At 63.8% G+C, this 16,205-nt stretch carries 16 protein-coding genes; 11 read left to right on the top strand and 5 right to left on the bottom strand.

The window, feature by feature from the left end:
• The first annotated feature begins 24 nt into the window (after positions 1–24).
• Genes LNV06_RS07805 through LNV06_RS07780 form a run of 6 tightly spaced genes read left to right on the top strand, consistent with a single transcriptional unit; the run spans position 25 to position 5,912 of the window.
• Entirely contained in the window at positions 25–1,740 is a 1,716-nt protein-coding gene (locus tag LNV06_RS07805; protein WP_263537699.1) for a DUF2341 domain-containing protein, read from the top strand.
• Positions 1,741–1,782: 42 nt separating this feature from the next.
• Positions 1,783–2,196, top strand: a complete 414-nt coding sequence (locus tag LNV06_RS07800; protein ID WP_263537698.1) for an ExbD/TolR family protein — start codon at positions 1,783–1,785, stop codon at positions 2,194–2,196.
• A gap of 27 nt (positions 2,197–2,223) precedes the next feature.
• The gene (locus tag LNV06_RS07795) at positions 2,224–2,625 is read left to right on the top strand and encodes an ExbD/TolR family protein (protein ID WP_263537697.1); all 402 of its coding nucleotides are present in this window, start codon (positions 2,224–2,226) and stop codon (positions 2,623–2,625) included.
• A gap of 10 nt (positions 2,626–2,635) precedes the next feature.
• Positions 2,636–3,358, top strand: coding sequence for an energy transducer TonB (locus tag LNV06_RS07790; RefSeq protein ID WP_263537696.1), 723 nt, complete (start codon positions 2,636–2,638; stop codon positions 3,356–3,358).
• Between the two features lie 60 nt (positions 3,359–3,418).
• Positions 3,419–5,209, top strand: a complete 1,791-nt coding sequence (locus LNV06_RS07785; RefSeq protein ID WP_263537695.1) for a putative porin — start codon at positions 3,419–3,421, stop codon at positions 5,207–5,209.
• Positions 5,210–5,219: 10 nt separating this feature from the next.
• The gene (locus tag LNV06_RS07780; RefSeq protein ID WP_263537694.1) at positions 5,220–5,912 is read left to right on the top strand and encodes a hypothetical protein; all 693 of its coding nucleotides are present in this window, start codon (positions 5,220–5,222) and stop codon (positions 5,910–5,912) included.
• Between the two features lie 8 nt (positions 5,913–5,920).
• On the opposite strand, the gene LNV06_RS07775 is transcribed toward LNV06_RS07780, so the two are convergent.
• Together LNV06_RS07775 and LNV06_RS07770 are read right to left on the bottom strand one after the other, a co-directional pair.
• A complete protein-coding gene (locus LNV06_RS07775) occupies positions 5,921–6,907 on the bottom strand; it encodes a GlcNAc-transferase family protein (RefSeq protein WP_263537693.1) in 987 nt (328 codons plus the stop codon).
• Positions 6,904–7,569, bottom strand: coding sequence for a class I SAM-dependent methyltransferase (locus tag LNV06_RS07770; RefSeq protein ID WP_263537692.1), 666 nt, complete (start codon positions 7,567–7,569; stop codon positions 6,904–6,906). The genes LNV06_RS07775 and LNV06_RS07770 overlap by 4 nt, the downstream gene beginning before the upstream one ends.
• 222 nt (positions 7,570–7,791) lie before the next feature.
• Here LNV06_RS07770 and LNV06_RS07765 point away from each other — a divergent pair, with 222 nt between their 5' ends.
• From LNV06_RS07765 to LNV06_RS07750, 4 genes are all read left to right on the top strand, one after another.
• Positions 7,792–9,423, top strand: a complete 1,632-nt coding sequence (locus LNV06_RS07765) for a gamma-glutamyltransferase family protein (RefSeq protein WP_263537691.1) — start codon at positions 7,792–7,794, stop codon at positions 9,421–9,423.
• Positions 9,374–10,279: a GNAT family N-acetyltransferase gene (locus LNV06_RS07760; protein WP_263537690.1), complete on the top strand. Its 906-nt coding sequence runs from the start codon at positions 9,374–9,376 to the stop codon at positions 10,277–10,279. The genes LNV06_RS07765 and LNV06_RS07760 overlap by 50 nt, the downstream gene beginning before the upstream one ends.
• 332 nt (positions 10,280–10,611) lie before the next feature.
• A complete protein-coding gene (locus LNV06_RS07755; protein ID WP_263537689.1) occupies positions 10,612–11,994 on the top strand; it encodes an MFS transporter in 1,383 nt (460 codons plus the stop codon).
• 15 nt (positions 11,995–12,009) lie between these two features.
• A complete protein-coding gene (locus tag LNV06_RS07750; RefSeq protein ID WP_263537688.1) occupies positions 12,010–12,588 on the top strand; it encodes a GNAT family N-acetyltransferase in 579 nt (192 codons plus the stop codon).
• A 29-nt stretch (positions 12,589–12,617) separates the two neighbouring features.
• On the opposite strand, the gene LNV06_RS07745 is transcribed toward LNV06_RS07750, so the two are convergent.
• Positions 12,618–13,532 (bottom strand): LysR family transcriptional regulator, encoded by a 915-nt coding sequence (locus LNV06_RS07745; RefSeq protein WP_263537687.1) that lies wholly within the window; start codon positions 13,530–13,532, stop codon positions 12,618–12,620.
• Positions 13,533–13,653: 121 nt separating this feature from the next.
• Between LNV06_RS07745 and LNV06_RS07740 the strand changes: the two genes are divergently transcribed.
• On the top strand, positions 13,654–14,292 hold the full coding sequence (locus tag LNV06_RS07740) for an NAD(P)-dependent oxidoreductase (RefSeq protein ID WP_263537686.1): 639 nt from the start codon (positions 13,654–13,656) through the stop codon (positions 14,290–14,292).
• On the opposite strand, the gene ugpQ is transcribed toward LNV06_RS07740, so the two are convergent.
• A complete protein-coding gene (gene ugpQ, locus LNV06_RS07735; protein ID WP_263537685.1) occupies positions 14,286–15,044 on the bottom strand; it encodes a glycerophosphodiester phosphodiesterase in 759 nt (252 codons plus the stop codon). The genes LNV06_RS07740 and ugpQ overlap by 7 nt on opposite strands.
• 10 nt (positions 15,045–15,054) lie before the next feature.
• Positions 15,055–16,137: a sn-glycerol-3-phosphate import ATP-binding protein UgpC gene (locus LNV06_RS07730; RefSeq protein ID WP_263537684.1), complete on the bottom strand. Its 1,083-nt coding sequence runs from the start codon at positions 16,135–16,137 to the stop codon at positions 15,055–15,057.
• Positions 16,138–16,205 lie beyond the last annotated feature (68 nt).

Genomic DNA, 16,205 nt, shown 5'->3' with positions numbered 1-16,205 from the left:
TCTCTCATTTTTTGGATCTACGACATGCGTAACGCACAAATTCGTCGGGGCGTTTGCGCCCTCGCATTGATGGGCGCAGTCCTGCCGGGCATCGCGAATGCCTGGTGGAACAGCGAATGGACCGGCCGCACCCGCATCACGCTGAACACCTCGGCGCAGGGCACCGAAACCAAGGAAGCCGCCAGCAATGTGGCGGTGGCGGTGCGTCTGCATTCGGGCAATTTCGACTTCACTGCGGCCAAGGAAGACGGCTCGGACCTGCGCGTCATCGCCGCTGATGACAAGACGCCGCTGAAGTTCAGCGTTGAGCGCTATGACGGTGTCAATGAGTTGGCCGTGCTGTGGGTGCAAGTGCCCAGCGTGCTGCCGGGCAGCGACAAGAACCAGTTCTATGTTTACTCCGGCAATGCCAAGGCAGCCGCGGAGCCGGGCGACTCGGTGGCGGCGGCGGGTTTTGATGCCGGCACGCTGGCAGCCTTTCACTTCAGCGACAAGGCGCCGGCCGGTGCCGACCATCAAGGTGGCGTGAAGCCTGAGGGCGCCATCAGCATCGAGCCGAATGGCTTGCTGGCGGCGAGCGCCAAGCTGACGGGCCAGGCCATCGTCTACCCGCTGAGCGACAAAGCCATTGTGGACGGCGGCAATCAGCTGACGCTGTCGCTGTGGGTCAAGCTGGATGCGGTGGACCGCGCCGGCCTGATCAAGTGGGGCGATTTGAGCCTGGCGGTCAAGGGCGGCAAGCTCAGCCTGAACACCGGCAAGGCCGAACTCTCGGGCGGCGAGATTGCGCCGGCCAAGTGGACCCACCTTGCGCTGCGTCTGGGCTTGGGCAAGGCCACCTTGTTTGTGGGCGGCGCCCAAGTGGCACAAGCCGATGCGGCTACACCGGCTTTGGGCAACAGCCTGCGCCTGGGTGAGGGCGCGACCGGTTTGACGGACGAGTTGCAAGTCTCCAGCGTTTTGCGCAGTGCCGAGTGGCTGGCCGTGTCGGCGGGCGCCCAAGGCGCAGAGAGCCGCTTGGTCGCTTCGCAGCGCGAAACCACGGAAACAGCCGGTGGCGAGGAGCATGGCGGCCATATGGCCATCTTGGTCAAGAATCTGACGACCGACGCCTGGGTGGTCATCATCATTCTGGGCATTATGTTTGTGATCGCCGCCTGGGTGACCGTGGCCAAGGCCATCTTGGTCAGCCGCGCTGACAAGGACAACCGCCAATTCCTGAAGCGTTTCCGCGATGCCGACAAAGACCTGCTGACCCTGGGCCAAGGCGCCAAGCACAAGCATTCGCCATTGTTCCGCTTGTATGAGGCGGGCGTGCATCAGCTCGAGAAGCGCAAGGTCGGCCAGCAAGGCGCTAGCGCTTTGACCGGCCCGGCGATGAATGCCGTCAAGGCCTCGGTGGACGCCGACTTTGTGCGTGAGAACGCGCACCTCAACTCCAATATGGTGTTGCTGACGATCGCGATTGCTGGCGGCCCCTTCCTGGGCCTGTTGGGCACGGTGGTCGGCGTGATGATCACTTTTGCGGCGATTGCTGCCGCCGGTGATGTGAACGTGAACGCGATTGCCCCGGGTATTGCCTCGGCGCTGCTGGCGACTGTGGCCGGTCTGGGCGTGGCGATTCCGGCGCTGTTTGCCTACAACTACCTCGCTGCCAAGATCAAGAACGTGTCGTCCGACATGCAGATCTTCATCGACGAGTTCATCACCCGCGTGGCCGAAGTTCACGGCGCGCCGTGAGTCGCCATCGGCCCTCTCATTGCCTGAAGCGGAGCGCACCCCATGTCGGCTGACGTCAAAAGTGACAACCAACCGTATGACGAGATCAACGTCACGCCGATGTTGGATCTCGCCTATGTGCTGCTGGTGGTCTTCATCATTTTGACCACCGCTTCGGTGCAAGGGGTGAAGGTGAAGTCGCCCACCACGCAGGCCACCAGCAATCTGGCCAAGCCGCAGGTGCGGGCGGTGACCATCACCGCCGATGGCGCGGTGTACTTAGATGCCTATCCGGTCACCATGGATCAGATGCGTGACACATTGGCGCAGTACAAAGCTGCCAATCCCGCGCTGCCGCTGGTTTTGAAGGCCGACGCTGCAGCGCAGTACGAGAAGGTGATGGAGGTCTTGGAGGTGGTGAAGAAGTTGGACATCACCGAGATCGGCCTGGTCACCAAGCGAGCGGCACCGGAATAAAGCCCAAAAAGAAAAGCGAGTCTTGCCATGCAAGTCATCAATGAAGTCAAACCGATTGACACCATCAACGTCACGCCGATGTTGGACCTGGCCTATGTGCTGCTGGTGGTGTTCATTCTGATGACCACCGCCTCGGTGCAGGGGCTCACCATCACCTTGCCCAAGCCCAGCAACAAGCCCAGCGCTGAAAAGCATGAGCTGAAGATCGTGCAGGTGATGCCCGATGGCGGCGTGCTGCTGAACGGTGTGGGCGTGAGCTTGCCCGAGTTGGAGCAACAGTTGCAGCAGGCCAAGAGCCTGGATGCGCAGATGTCGGTGGCCATCAAGGGCGATGCGCGCACCCAGTACGCCAGCGTGGTGGCGGTGATCGATCTGTGCAACAAGTTGCAGGTCAATATGGGCCTGGTGACGGCCAAGATCGGGACTTGAGGGCCACATCATGAGTACAGGTTTGGCCGAAGACCATTTGGATGATTCGCCGCAGCGCGTCTGGCTGATTCGCGCCGGCGTGGCCTTGGGCTTCCTCGCCCTGGTGGGCGCGGGCTATTGGGCCGTCAAGGGCATGAAGCCGACCGAGGCGCCGAAGCGCCAGGTCGCCAAGATCAGCATCCTTCCCGACACGCCACCACCGCCACCGCCGCCCAAGCCCGAGCTGAAGAAGCCCGAGCCGCCCAAGGACGAGCCCAAGCAGGTGATGCGCGAAGACCAGGTCAAGCAGGCTGAGGCGCCCAAGCCGGCGAACGAACCGATCAAGATGGAAGGCGCGGCCGGCGATGGCCCGAGCGCCTTTGCGGCCGGCGGCGTCAGCAAGGAGTACAGCGGTGGTGCCGCCAATACCGGCGCGGCCGGTGCGGGCGGCGGCACGATGGCCGATCGTGCGCAAGAGCGGCTCTATGCCAATAGCGCGCGCCAGATGCTGCGCGACGAAATCGAGCGGCGCCTGAAAAGCGAGGCCGATCAGCTGACTGCCACCTTCGCCATTTGGTTGGACCGCGACGGCGCCATTCAGCGCTTTGAGCTGACGCCTACCGGCGACGCCAGCCAAGACAAGGCGCTGCGTCTGGCGCTGGATGAGACCTCTCGCCAGTTCAAGCTGCTGCCGCCGCCTGCGGCCATGACGCAACCGATGCGTTTTCGCCTCAGCGTGCGGCCGCAGGCCTGATGGCTGCCCGCGCATTAGCTCGAATTTGATTTGAACCTTTTCCTCTTTTTCTCCCTAGTCATGAACACTCAACACAAGAGCCCTCGCAGCCTCGCGCAAACGCTGAGTCTGAGCACGGTCGCGCTGGCGGCAGCGATGGGCTGCAGCCTGCCCGCCCAGGCTCAACAAGGCCAGGCCAGCGCCGATGAGAAGCAGGAACTGGCCACGCTGCGCGCCACCACGCAGGCGCTGATTGAAGCGCTGGTGTCGCAGGGCTTGATCACCCGCGAGCGTGCCGAAACCATCGTTAAGCAAGCACGTCAGTCCGCCTCTGCGCCTGGCGCTTCGGAGCCGCAATGGGGCGCGCCCCTGGCTGCTGGCGCTGCTGGCGCTGCTGGCACTGCAGGTGCTGCCGCCGGCGCTGCTGCCTCCAAGGTGGTGCGCGTGCCCTATGTGCCGGAGTCGGCGCGTCAGCAAATGCGCGAAGAGATCAAGGCCGATGTGCTGGCCCAAGCGCGCAGTGAGCGTTGGGGTGAGCCGGGCGCCATGCCCGAATGGATTTCTCGCGTGAAGATCGGCGGCGACCTGCGGGCCCGTGCGCAAAGCGACAAGTTCGACCATGGCAATGCGCCGGCTTGGCTTTACAACAACCAGACCGGCACGCCGGCCTGGGCCCCCGATCTGAAGAACACCACGCAAGATCGCGAACGCCTGAGCTTGCGTGCCCGCTTGGACATCGACGCCCAGCTCTCCGACCAGGTGCAAGCCGGCTTGCGCTTCTCCAGCGGCGGCGTGACTGGCCCGGCGTCCACCAGCCAAACCTTGGGCAGCAGCAATGGGGGTGGCTTCAATCGCTACACCCTGACCCTGGATCGCGCCTGGCTGCACTGGCAACCGCCCGCCGGCTGGCAAGGCTTGAGCGCCGATTTCGGCCGCATGCCCAACCCCTTCTACAGCAGCGATCTGACTTGGTCAGACGATCTGGCCTTCGACGGGCTTGCCGCCAAGATGCAGCATTACTTTGCCGCTCGCAAGGGTGTCTTTGTTACGGCTGGCGCCTTCCCGGTGCAAGAGCTGGAGCTGAGCACCCGCGACAAATGGCTGCTCGGCGCGCAAGTCGGCGCTGAATTCGAAGTGGCCAAGGGCACGCAGCTGAAGCTGGGCTTGGCCTACTATCAGTTCAAGAACATCGAAGGCCAGCGTGAGAGCGTGCCGCTGCCCAGTGGCCCCAGCAGTGGCTCGGTTGACTACTTTGGCAGCCAGTACCCGAGCAGCTGGCGCTCCAAGGGCAATACGCTGATCAATATCAATGACCCGACGAGCTCGACCGCGCCCACCTGGGGCCTGGCCTCCAAGTTCAAGCCCGTCAATTTCACCGCCGGTCTGAGCGTGGACGCGCTGGCACCGGTGATGCTGAACTTCAGCTTCGATTGGGTGAAGAACACCGGCTTTGACCTGGCCGATATCCGCAGCCGCTCAGGCGCCGCATTGAATGACCCGACAGCGCCGCTTTTGAACAAGACCACGGCCCTGCAAGGTCGGGTGCAAGCCGGTGCCGCCAAGCTGGCCAAGCGCGGCGACTGGCAGAGCTTCCTGGCCTATCGCTATATGGAGCGCGATGCCTGGGTGGACGCATTTGCTGACACCACCTGGCACTTGGGCGGCACCAATTACAAGGGCTGGTCCTTGGGCGGCAACTACGCCTTCGATCGCAATTTCTGGCTGGGTGCACGCTGGACCAGCACCCGCGGTTTGGACGACGGTGTGCGCTTCCTGACCGACAAGAACGACCCCAGCTCGCTCAACGGCTATATGAGCAGCGCGCCGCTGCGCATTGACGTGATCCAGCTGGATCTGAACGCTCGTTTCTAAGGTGGCCACCATGAGTAGCAATACCTTGTTTGGATCTCGGCAGGTGTGGGCGGCCGCGCTGATGGTGTGCGCCAGTGTGGCCATGCCTGCCCATGCGCAGGACGCCAAAGTCTCCAAGGAACGTGAGGCCCTGCGTCGCTCACAAAGCGCCTTGAAGGCCGCGCAAGAGCAGCAGTCCAGCTTGCAAGCAGAGAAAAGCAAGCTGGAGCAAGAAAAGACCCAAGCCGAGCAAGAAGCCAGCAAGGCCCGCTCGCAAGCCCAAGGCCAAGCCGCCAAGCTGAAAGCGCTGGAAGCGCAGACCCAAAAGCTGCAAGCCGACTTGCAGGCCGCCGAAGCCGCTCGCCAAGCGCTGGAGGCCAGCGCCAAGAGCCGCGAGCAAGAGCTGCAGCAACAATTGCAGGCGGCCCGGCGCGAAAGCAATGAGCGTCAGCAAGCGGTGCAAGTGACGACGCGAATGCTGGAGCGCAGCACCCAGTCGCTGGCCGATGCCGAGGAGAAAAACCGCAAGCTCTACGCCATCGGTCAAGAAGCCATCAAGCGCTACTTGAGCCGCTCGCCTTCAGAGATCACCGGCATCGGTGACCCGCTGTTTGGCTTTACCGACATTCGTTTGGAGAATGTGGCCGAAGAGTTGCGCTCGCAAATGCAGGCGCAAAAGGTTCAGCCGGTTGCCTCAATCGGCGGGCAAACGGTGGCTCGTTGATCGCAGGTTCAATAACCGAATCGTGCCTTGTAGCTTGAGGGCGCGATGCGGCGCTGCAGATAGTCAATGCCGCTGAATTCTGCGTAGTCCGCCAGGCTGCGCTCGCGGCCCAGGCCATAAACGCCCAGATCGGCCTGCTCCCATAACAGCGCACTCAAGCGGCGATTGGCGGCCTCGCTCAGCACGCCGGAGCGGACCTTGCGTTGTGCATCCAGCTCCGGCGACCAGTGCATGGGCCGGCCCGAACCGCCGGCGCCGACGTAGTGGTGGTAGAGCGGCACGGCGGGCACATGAAAGATGTCCCAGCCCTGGGTCCAGGCGCGCAGGGCAAAGGACTGCTCTTCGCCGTGGAAGTACAGAAAAGGGTCATAGGGCAGGGCGTTCACCACCGAGCCTGGCGCGAACAAGCAACCGGCCGCCACATGCAGGCCGTAGATGGGCTTGTCGCTGGCCACCGGCACACCTTCAAAGTAAAGCACCGGGTGGGCGGGGTCGAACTGGCAATCGGTCTTGACCACATGGGCCAGCACCTGGGTGCTGACGAGTTGCGCCACCGGCTGGCCGTCGACCAGGGTGAAAGGGTTGGGGTAGGCGGTGATCAGGCAGCGCGGGTTCAGCTTTTGGCAGGCCTGGCCCCAGCGAATGAAACGCTCATCCCAGCCGGGCTCAAACCAGGTGTGCGAGTCCACTTGCAAAAACCACTCTTCGCCCTGGTGCAAGCCCATGGCCAGTGCACGCGCCCAGCAGGGGCCGCGCGCTTCCAAGGGGTGGATGTGGATGCTGCGCACCTGCTGTTGCAGCGAGTCAGGCAACTGCAGCCGCAGCTCGGGCACTTGCTGCTCGACCAGGCCGATGAAAACCCGCTCCGGATGGCTGGCCTGGCGCAGCGCGCTGCGAATGGTAAAGCCCAGCAGCGGATCGCAGAAGGCGGCGATGCTGATGAAGATGCGCTCACGACCTATGGAAGGCGTGATTGATGCAGTCAGCCCGTTCACGCCGGTCGGTAGCTGATCTCGCGCCCATGGTCGACCAGGCGTAACCGCGCCGGCCGCACCACGCTTTGGCGATCATGGAACTCATGGATGGGCAGGCTCAGCGCATTGACGCCCTCCACCACCTGACTCAGCGCCGGCCCCACCGGCAAGTAGCCGCGCAAGAGGTAGAGGCCGACCGAGCGGCAGTTCTCCCAGGCCCAGAGATCGTGCCAGCCCAAGTCGCGCTCGCTCCAGACCGAGACATGGGCTTCTGAGGCCACACCGCCGACCACGCCTTGCACCACAAACTCCGGCGCCAGCACCAGGATGTAGGCGCTGCGGTAGGCCAAGAAATTGAGCAAATCCAGGCCCGCACTCTTGGGCATGTGTTCGATGCAGTCGCCCAAGATGACCAAATCGAACTGAGCGTCCAGCGATTGCGCACGCGCTTGCCATTCGGCGGCGCTGCAGTTCAGCACCTCGGCATACAGCTCGTTCAAGCGGTATTGCTCGATATAGCCCGTTTCGGGCTCGATGGCGCTCCGCCGGCACTGCGGCGCGAGGCGAGCCAGCATCTGGCCGTACTTGCCAGCGCCGCAGCCGATATCGAGCGCGCTGCGCGGGGCCAGCGTGGCGATCAGATGCTCCGCCAAGGAGTCAAAAACTGAGAAGGATCCAGGCATGATGGGCGCAGTCTAGATGGGCCGAATGACCTACAGATGACCACTCAATGACCGGCTGAGGCCGGCTCGCTTGCCAGCTCGCTTTTGTGCGAACACAAGCTCAGATGTGGCTGATGTCCCTTGCAGAGCAGCCACAATCAAGGCCAACAAAGGCCTGTTTGGCCGCTGCAGAGAACGTATCTTCAAGAGCCAACATCAAGAGCAGATCAGGAGACCCACCCCATGACTTCCCCTCAGCGCTTTGATTGGAACAAGAGCTACCCGAGCGTGCGCAGCCCGGTGTTTGCTCGCAACATCGTGTCCACCTCGCATCCGCTGGCCGCGCAGGCTGGCTTGCGCACCTTGGCCCAGGGCGGCAATGCGGTGGACGCGGCCATTGCCACGGCGGCCTGCATGACGCTGGTGGAGCCTTGCAGCAACGGCCTGGGTTCGGACGCTTTTTGCATCCTCTGGGATGGCCAACAGCTGCATGGCCTGAATGCCTCGGGCACGGCGCCGGCGGCCTGGACGCCGGATTATTTTTTCAAGACTTATGGGTCGGAGCTGAAGAATCCGCCCAAGCGTGGCTGGGGCGGGGTGACGGTGCCCGGCGCGGTGGCCGGCTGGGTGGCGTTGAGCGAGCGTTTTGGCAAGCTGTCCTTTGCCGACCTGATGGCGCCTGCCATCGAGATCGCCGAGCGCGGCTATGCGGTGCCGGTGGTGGTGCAAAGCAAATGGGCGATGGCGGCGGCGGTGTCTGAGTTGACCCAGCAGGCCGGCTTTGCCGAAGCCTTTTTGCCGCGCGGGCGGGCGCCAGAGGTGGGTGAGTTGTTCAAGTTCCCGGCCGCCGCGCGCACCCTGCGCTTGATCGCTGAAAGCAAGGGCGAGGCTTTCTACCGGGGCGAGGTGGCCGAGGCAGTGGCGGCCTTTGCAAGCCAGACCGGCGGCGCGATGACGGCGGCCGACTTTGCCGCCTACCGGCCCGAGTGGGTGACGCCCATCTCGCAAAGCTATGCCGGCCATAAGCTGCATGAGATTCCGCCCAATGGCCAAGGCATTGCGGCGCTGATCGCGCTGGGCATCTTGAAGCATCTGGACCTGCCCAGCCATGCGGTGGACGGCGTGGCCTCGCAGCATTTGCAGATCGAGGCGATGAAGCTGGCCTTCGCTGATGTGTACCGTTATGTCGGCGACGCCCGCAGCATGAGCGTCACCGCCGCCGAGATGCTGGACCCGGCCTATCTGGCCGAGCGGGCCAAGCTGATCGACCCGCGCCGCGCGCAAGATTTCCAATGCGGCAACCCGGTCAAGGGCGGCACCATTTATCTGACCACGGCTGATGAGAGCGGCATGATGGTGAGCTTCATCCAGAGCAATTACATGGGCTTTGGCTCGGGCCTGGTGCTGCCGGGCTATGGGCTCTCGCTGCAGAACCGCGGCCACTGCTTTACGCTGGAAGCCGGCCACCCGAACCAAGTGGCGCCGGGCAAGCGGCCCTTCCACACCATCATCCCCGCCTTCTTAACCAAGAACGGGCAGCCGGTGATGAGCTACGGCGTCATGGGCGGCAATATGCAGCCGCAAGGCCATATGCAGACCCTGGCGCGCATGCTGGACTATGGTCAGAACCCGCAGGCCGCTTGCGATGCGCCGCGTTGGCGCTTCAACGAGGGCTTGTCGCTGAATGTCGAGCCGCATATGCGGCCCGACACTATTGCGGGTCTGCAGGCTCTGGGTCATCAGATCGGCGATATCCACGACAGTTATCAAGACTTCGGTGCTGGCCAATTCATCTGGCGGATGGGTGATCCGGCCGAAGAAGGCTATGTGGCGGCCAGCGATCCGCGTCGTGATGGGGCCGCAGTTGGTTTCTGAGTTGACGCGGGTCGAGGGTCTCTCGCTGGGCTGGCAAACCGAGATTGGCTTCGCCCGCTTCGACGGCCTGGTCAGCGAGCGGGCCGATTGCGTGGTGGTCCGCACGCCCAGCAATCCGCTGTTTTACTGGGGCAACTGCCTGATCCTGCCGCAGCCGCCGCGCGATGCAGACTTGCCGCTTTGGCTGCAGCGCTTTGAGGATGAAGTGGGGCGCTTCACGCCCGAGTCCGGCCATGTGGCGATTGGCTTTGATGCCCGTGGGCCGCATGAGCCGTTGATCCAATGGGCGGCGGCGGGCTTTGAGATTTATGCGACCGAGACGCTGGTCTTGCAGGCCGAGTCAACGCGCCCAATGGCTCGCGCTTTGGAAGCGGACTTTCACTTCCGCGCGCTCGATCTGAGCCAGGGCCCGGATTTGCAGCGGGCGCTGGATCTTCAATGCGCCACCATGGAGGCCGGCTTTGAGCCGGGCGGCTACCGGCGCCATCGCGAGCGGCAGCTGCAGCGCTATGCCGCGATGCAGCGGGCGGGGCTCGGGGCTTGGTTCGGTGTTTGGCAAGGCGATGAGCTGCTCGCCGATTGCGGCTTGTTCAAGGCGGGTGAGGCCTCGACCCTGGGGCGCTTTCAGCATGTGGGTACCCATCCGGCATGGCGTCGGCGCGGGCTGTGCACTGGCTTGATCGCAGCGACCTTGCGCCATGGCTTCGAGCAGATGGGGCTGCAGCGCCTGGTGATGTGCGCCGACCCCGAGGATGTGGCGATTGGCATTTATGAATCGCTGAGTTTTCAGCGCGAGTCGCGCACCCTCTCGGCCCAGCGCCGGCCGCCGCGCGATCGCGCTGGCGCGGGCTTGTGAACGCACGGCCATGGCTTTAGTCATGCGCCTGCGGGCGGCGGGCCTGCTAGGATAGAGCCTCATTCCTTGCCCCAACTCATGACCAAGCTACTCGATCGCACCCGATGCAGCGCCCGCTCCGGCGCTGGTGTGCCGATGTGCGCTGCTGGTCTTGGTGGCCACTGGGCCGCAGCGCATTGACGCTTGCACCGGACGCTTGAGCCCAAGCTCTCAGCCCAGTTTTTTGCGAATGCGGTCACAGGACCGTAACGCCCCGAGTTCCAGGATGATTCCACTGACAGCCTTTGAAGGCCGCGCCGGATTCCCTGCCCCAAAAGTTTGGAGTTTTTTCCATGCAACAAACCATGTCCTGGTTTGACCGCCTGCGCAGCGCCTTGACGCTGCCGCCCAATGACCTCTTGCGGGACGCTGTCTACCGGCGCCTGTGGTCGTCCATTCTGATCAGCTCTTTGGGCGGCCAGGTCACCATGTTGGCGCTGCCCTTGACGGCGGCCTTGCTGCTCAATGCCACGCCGACCCAAATGGGTTTGCTGACCACGATGGAGATCTTGCCCTTCGTGCTGTTCTCGCTGCCCTCGGGCGTGTGGCTGGACCGGGTGCGCAAGCTGCCGGTCTACATCTGGGGCGAAACCTTGCTGGCGATTGCGGTGGCCACCGTGCCTTTGGCGGCGGTGATGGGCTGGCTCAATATGACCTGGCTCTATGTGGTGGGCTTTGTGCTCGGCACCGTTTACACCACGGCGGGTAGCGCGGCGCAGATCGTCTTGACCCAGGTGGTCAGCCGCGACCGCCTGGTCGAGGCGCATGCCAAAAACGCATTGGCCTCCAGTGGTGCCGAGGTGGCGGGGCCAGGTCTTGCCGGCATGCTGATCAAGCTGATGGGCGCGCCGATGGCACTGGCGGTGGACGCAGTGCTGGTGCTGTTCTCGGCCATGATTCTGCGGGGCATCAAGGTGCAAGAAGACTTGCGCAAGTCTGATGACGCGCAGTTCTGGCGCGACCTGAAGGCCGGTGTGCAGTTCGTGCGCGAACGCGCCTTGCTGATCGCCTTGGCTTGCACCGTGGGCGGCTGGCAACTCTTCAACAATGCCGCGCAGGTGGTGCAAATTTTGTTTGCCACCCGCAGCCTGGGCCTGAGTGCTCAGCAAGTGGGCTTGAGCTATGTGGCGCTGGGCGCCGGCACCGTCTTGGCCAGCGTCTTCGGCCATCGCATCAGCGCCAAGCTAGGGCCGGGGCCTTGTTTGGTGGCTGGGGTCTCCGTCACTGGTCTCGGTTGGCTGGGCCTGTCGCTGGCGCCGGTCGGGCCTATCGGCATTGCCGCCTTTGCCTTCATGCTCTTCACCTTTGGCGTCGGCGCGGTGCTGATCTTCATCAACTTCTTGTCTTTGCGGCAGGCGGTGACGCCGGCGCCCATGTTGGGCCGCATGACCAGCACCATGCGCTGGCTGATTCTTCTGCCGGCCGGGCCGGGCGCCTTGGCGGGCGGCTGGCTGGGAGAGCACCTGGGCCTGCGCTCGGCGCTGATGTTTGCGGGCGTGGGCACTCTGATTCTGGGCCTGCTGGCTTGGCGCTATCCGGTGCTGCGCAGCGTGCGTGAGTTGCCCAAGCCGGAAAGCGATGACTTCGACGAGCAGCAGCTCGGCGCCGAAGCCATGCCCGGCCCAGGCTTTGAGACGCAGACCGACGCTTTGTCCCAGCCGCGTTCCGACAAGTGAAGCGGGGAGGCCGAGATGCGAGCAAGACCTGACCCCATTCTGATTGAGGTGCCCGAGAGCCTGGAGACTGAACGCTTACTGCTCGCCGCACCCCGGCCCGGCATCGGCCCAGCCATGGCGGTGGCGATCGCCGAGTCCATCGGCCAACTCAGCCCCTGGATGCCTTGGGCGCAGCAAGCGCCGAGCTTTGAAGACTCCGAGGCGGTGGCGCGCCGCCAATGTGCGGACTTTGTGGCCCGGCGCGACTTGGTCTATCAAATCTATGACCGGGCGCCGGAAGGGCGGCGCTTGCTGGGCGGCACCGGTCTCCACCGCATCGACTGGCAGGTGCGCCGCTTTGAGATCGGTTACTGGATACGCGCCAGCGCTCAGGGTCAGGGTTATGTGAGCGAAGCCGTGCGGGCCTTGACCCGCCTGGCCTTCGAGCAGTTACAGGCGCGCCGGGTCGAGATACGCATGGACGAGGTCAACGCCCGCAGCCGGGCGGTGGCCGAGCGCTGCGGCTTCGAGCTCGAAGGCATTCTGCGCCGTGACAGCCTGACCCCGGCGGGGGAGGTGATGAATACCTGTGTCTATGCGCGTATCTCCGTTTGAGTATCTCCGCCTGAGACCCGCGCTGCGCTTCAGTCGGCCTCCAGCTTGGCCTTGTAAAACGCCATAAAGGCTTGCACCTGTGGCGGTTGATGGCGGCCCGGCGGGAAGACCGCATACTGGCCGCCTTCGGGCAAGCGCCATTGCGGCAAGAGGCGTTGCAATCGGCCCGATTCGAGGGCCGCCGCCACGCTGGCATTGTCCAGCGCGGTAATGCCGGCGCCGGCTTCGGCCAGGCTGCGCAGGGTGCCGGGGTTGTCGGTGCGCAGCCGCGAGTGTTTCATGCGGACGGTGACGCTTTCGCCGCGCTTGTCGCTGAACTTCCAGGTCAGGGGCGTGCTCAGCAAGGTCAGCGCCAGCCAGTCGTGCTGCGCCAGGTCTTCGGGCTTTTTGGGGCGGCCGGCGCGCTGCAAATAGTCTGGCGATGCGACCAGGATTTGCTCAAAACGCCCCAGCTTGACGGCCCGCAGCGAAGAGTCGGGCAGCCAGCCTTTGCGCAGTGCAATATCGATGCCGTCGCGCACCAGATCCGCCACCCGGTCGTTGCTGCGCAGGTCAATCTCCAGCTTGGGGTGCAGGGCCGCAAACTCGGCCACATAGGCCGCCAGCTGCTGCACTGCATGCTCCACCGTGCTGGCAATGCGCAGCGTGCCGCTCAGCTCGCTCGGTGCGGCACCACGACTGGCGTGGCTGAGCCCCTCCAGCGCCAAGCGCAACGGCGGGATGCTCTTGTCCAATAGCTGCGCGCCGGCTTCGCTCAGCATCAGGCGCCGCGTGGTGCGGTGAAACAGCTCTTGGGCCAGAGCCGTTTCAAGACGTCGCACTTGCAGACTTAGGCGCGCTTTGCTGCTGTCCAGGCGCTCGGCCGCAGCGGTGAAGCTGCCAGCCTCGGCCACCGCGGCAAAGGCCAGCAAATCATTCAGATCCACATGCGGGGCTGTGTTCATGCGATGAGGCTCCGAGAGTTTGTATTGGATTCAATAACAATCAGTTTAGTTTGTTGCTGTTTATTTATTCAATCGACTCCGGCAAAGTTCAGGCCATCGCAACCTAAACAGGAGTTCAGACATGAAGATTGCATTGATTGGCGCCACCGGCTTTATTGGTTCGCAACTGCTGCAAGAAGCGGTGCAGCGCGGTCATCAGGTGACCGCCTTGGTTCAGCATCCCGAGAAAGTGCCGGCGCTGCCGGGCGTGCGGGCCCAGGCGATAAATGTGCAAGACACCGCTGCGCTGACCCAGGCCTTGCGTGGTCACGACGTCGTGATCAGCGCTTTCAGCGGCCATGCGCAGACCGATGTTTTGGGCTATTTCTTGCAGGGCTTTCAGTCCATCTTGAGCGCCGCCAAGGCGGCACCCGCACCACGCCTCTTGGTGGTGGGCGGTGCCGGCTCGCTCGAGGTGGCGCCAGGCTTGAACCTGCTGGACACCCCGCAGTTCCCTGCCGAATGGAAGGCCTCGGCCGAGGGCGCACGTCAGGCGCTGCGCTTGCTGCAAGCCGAGCCCGAGTTGGAATGGACCCTGCTCAGCCCCGCCGCCATGTTGGCCCCGGGTGAGCGCACCGGCGTCTTCCGCTTGGGGGGTGATCAGCTGATGACCGATGCCGAGGGCCAAAGCCGCATCAGCGTGGCCGACTATGCCGTGGCCATGCTGGATGAGATGGAGAAGCCGGCGCACCCACGCCAGCGTTTCAGCGTGGCTTACTGATGAGGTTCTTGGGCCGGTGAAAACCGGTCCACCGCATCGGTGATGATGCCGTCCACGCCGCGCGCTATCAGGGCCTGGGCGGCTTCTGCATCGTTCACTGTGTAGACCAAGGCCTTCATGCCCGCAGCATGGATGCTGCCGACGGTGGCCTCGTCCATCAGCCGGTAGTTGGTGATGACGGCGGCGCAGCCCAGGGCTTGGGCTTCATTCAGCCAGCCCTCGCGCAAGCTGTCGAGCAGCAGACCGCGCAAGATCTCGGGGGCGGCTTCCTTGGCGCCTTGCAAGGCTTCGGGCTCGAAGGAGCTGAACAGCGGCGCAAAACCTGAGCCGCCCCACAAACGCAAGACCTCGCGGCCGACGACTTTGCCGGTCAGCAAGGCCTGCCCCGGCGTGGGCTTGATCTCGATATTGAAGCCGTAGCGATTGGCCAAAACGAAACGAGCCAGCGCCTCGAGGGTGGGCAGCGGCTCGCCGGCATAGGCGCGGCTGTGCCAGCTGCCGGCGTCCAGGCGCGCGAGCTCGCCCCAGGGCAAGTCGCCGGCCACGCCTTGGCCATTGCTGGTGCGCTCCAGCGTGGCGTCATGAAGCAAGAAAGGAATGCCCTCGCTGGACAGCTTCACATCGCACTCAAAAGCCCGGTAGCCGTGTTGCGCGCCCAGCCGGAAAGCGGCCAAGGTGTTCTCCGGCGCTAACTTGCCAGCACCTCGGTGCGCAATCCAAAAGGGCAGGGGCCAGTGGGGCGCTGCTTGCATCTCTTTCCTCTTACTTCTCCACCCGGCGGGTGGTCTGCGGGTCGAACCAGTGCAGATGCTTGTCGCTGAGCTCCAGCATCAAAGTCGCGCCGATGGCCGGCGGGGTGAGCGTGCCGTCGATGCGCAGGGTGAACATCTCGCTGCCCAGACGACCGTAGACCAGGCGCTCAGCGCCCAGCATTTCGATCATCTCCACTGTGAAGGGCCAGCCGGGGCCGCCGGCTGACTGCTCGTGCCAATGGTCCAAGTGCTCGGGGCGCAGGCCCAGAATCAACTCGCCATCGCGCGGCGCCGCTGCCGGCAGCGGCACGCTGATGCCGCCCACGGTGAAGCTATTGCCCGAGGCCTGGCCCTTCAGCAGATTCATCGGCGGCGAGCCTATGAAGCCGGCCACAAAAGTGGTAGCGGGGCGGGCATAGACTTCTTCGGGCGTGCCGATCTGTTCCATATGGCCGCCGTTCATCACGATCATGCGCTGGGCCAGGGTCATGGCCTCGACTTGATCGTGGGTGACGAACAAAGAGGTCACGCCCAGCTCGCGGTGCAGCTTTTGAATCTCCAAACGGGTGTGGGCGCGCAGCTTGGCGTCCAGATTGGAGAGCGGCTCATCGAACAAAAACACTTGCGGGTTGCGCACGATGGCGCGGCCCATGGCGACGCGCTGGCGCTGGCCGCCGGAGAGCTGGCGTGGCGTGCGCTCCAGCAGGGCGCCCAGTTCCAAAATCTTGGCGGCCTTGTCGACGCGCGTCTTGATCTCGGCCTCGGGCACCTTCTTGATCTTCAAGCCGTAAGCCATATTGGCGAACACCGTCATATGCGGGTAGAGCGCATAGTTCTGGAAGACCATGGCAATGTCGCGATCGGCTGGCTCGACCTCGTTGACCACACGTCCGCCAATGGCGATCTCGCCGCCGGAAATCTCTTCCAAGCCGGCCACCATGCGCAGCAGCGTGGACTTGCCGCAGCCCGAGGGACCGACGATGACGATGAACTCACCGTCTTTGATCTCGGCATTGACGCCGTGAATGACCGGGTTGGCCTTGGGGCCCTGGCCGTAGCGTTTGACGACGTTTCGCAAAGAAATGCTTGCCATATTTCGATTCTCTTAGTGCTTGCGGCTTCAGGCGAATGCTCGACCTCAAAGAACCCGCTCAATCAGTG

The organism is Paucibacter sp. Y2R2-4 (genome assembly GCF_025717535.1).
Lineage (GTDB): Bacteria > Pseudomonadota > Gammaproteobacteria > Burkholderiales > Burkholderiaceae_C > Paucibacter_A.
This window is presented reverse-complemented; position numbering and strand designations above follow the sequence as displayed.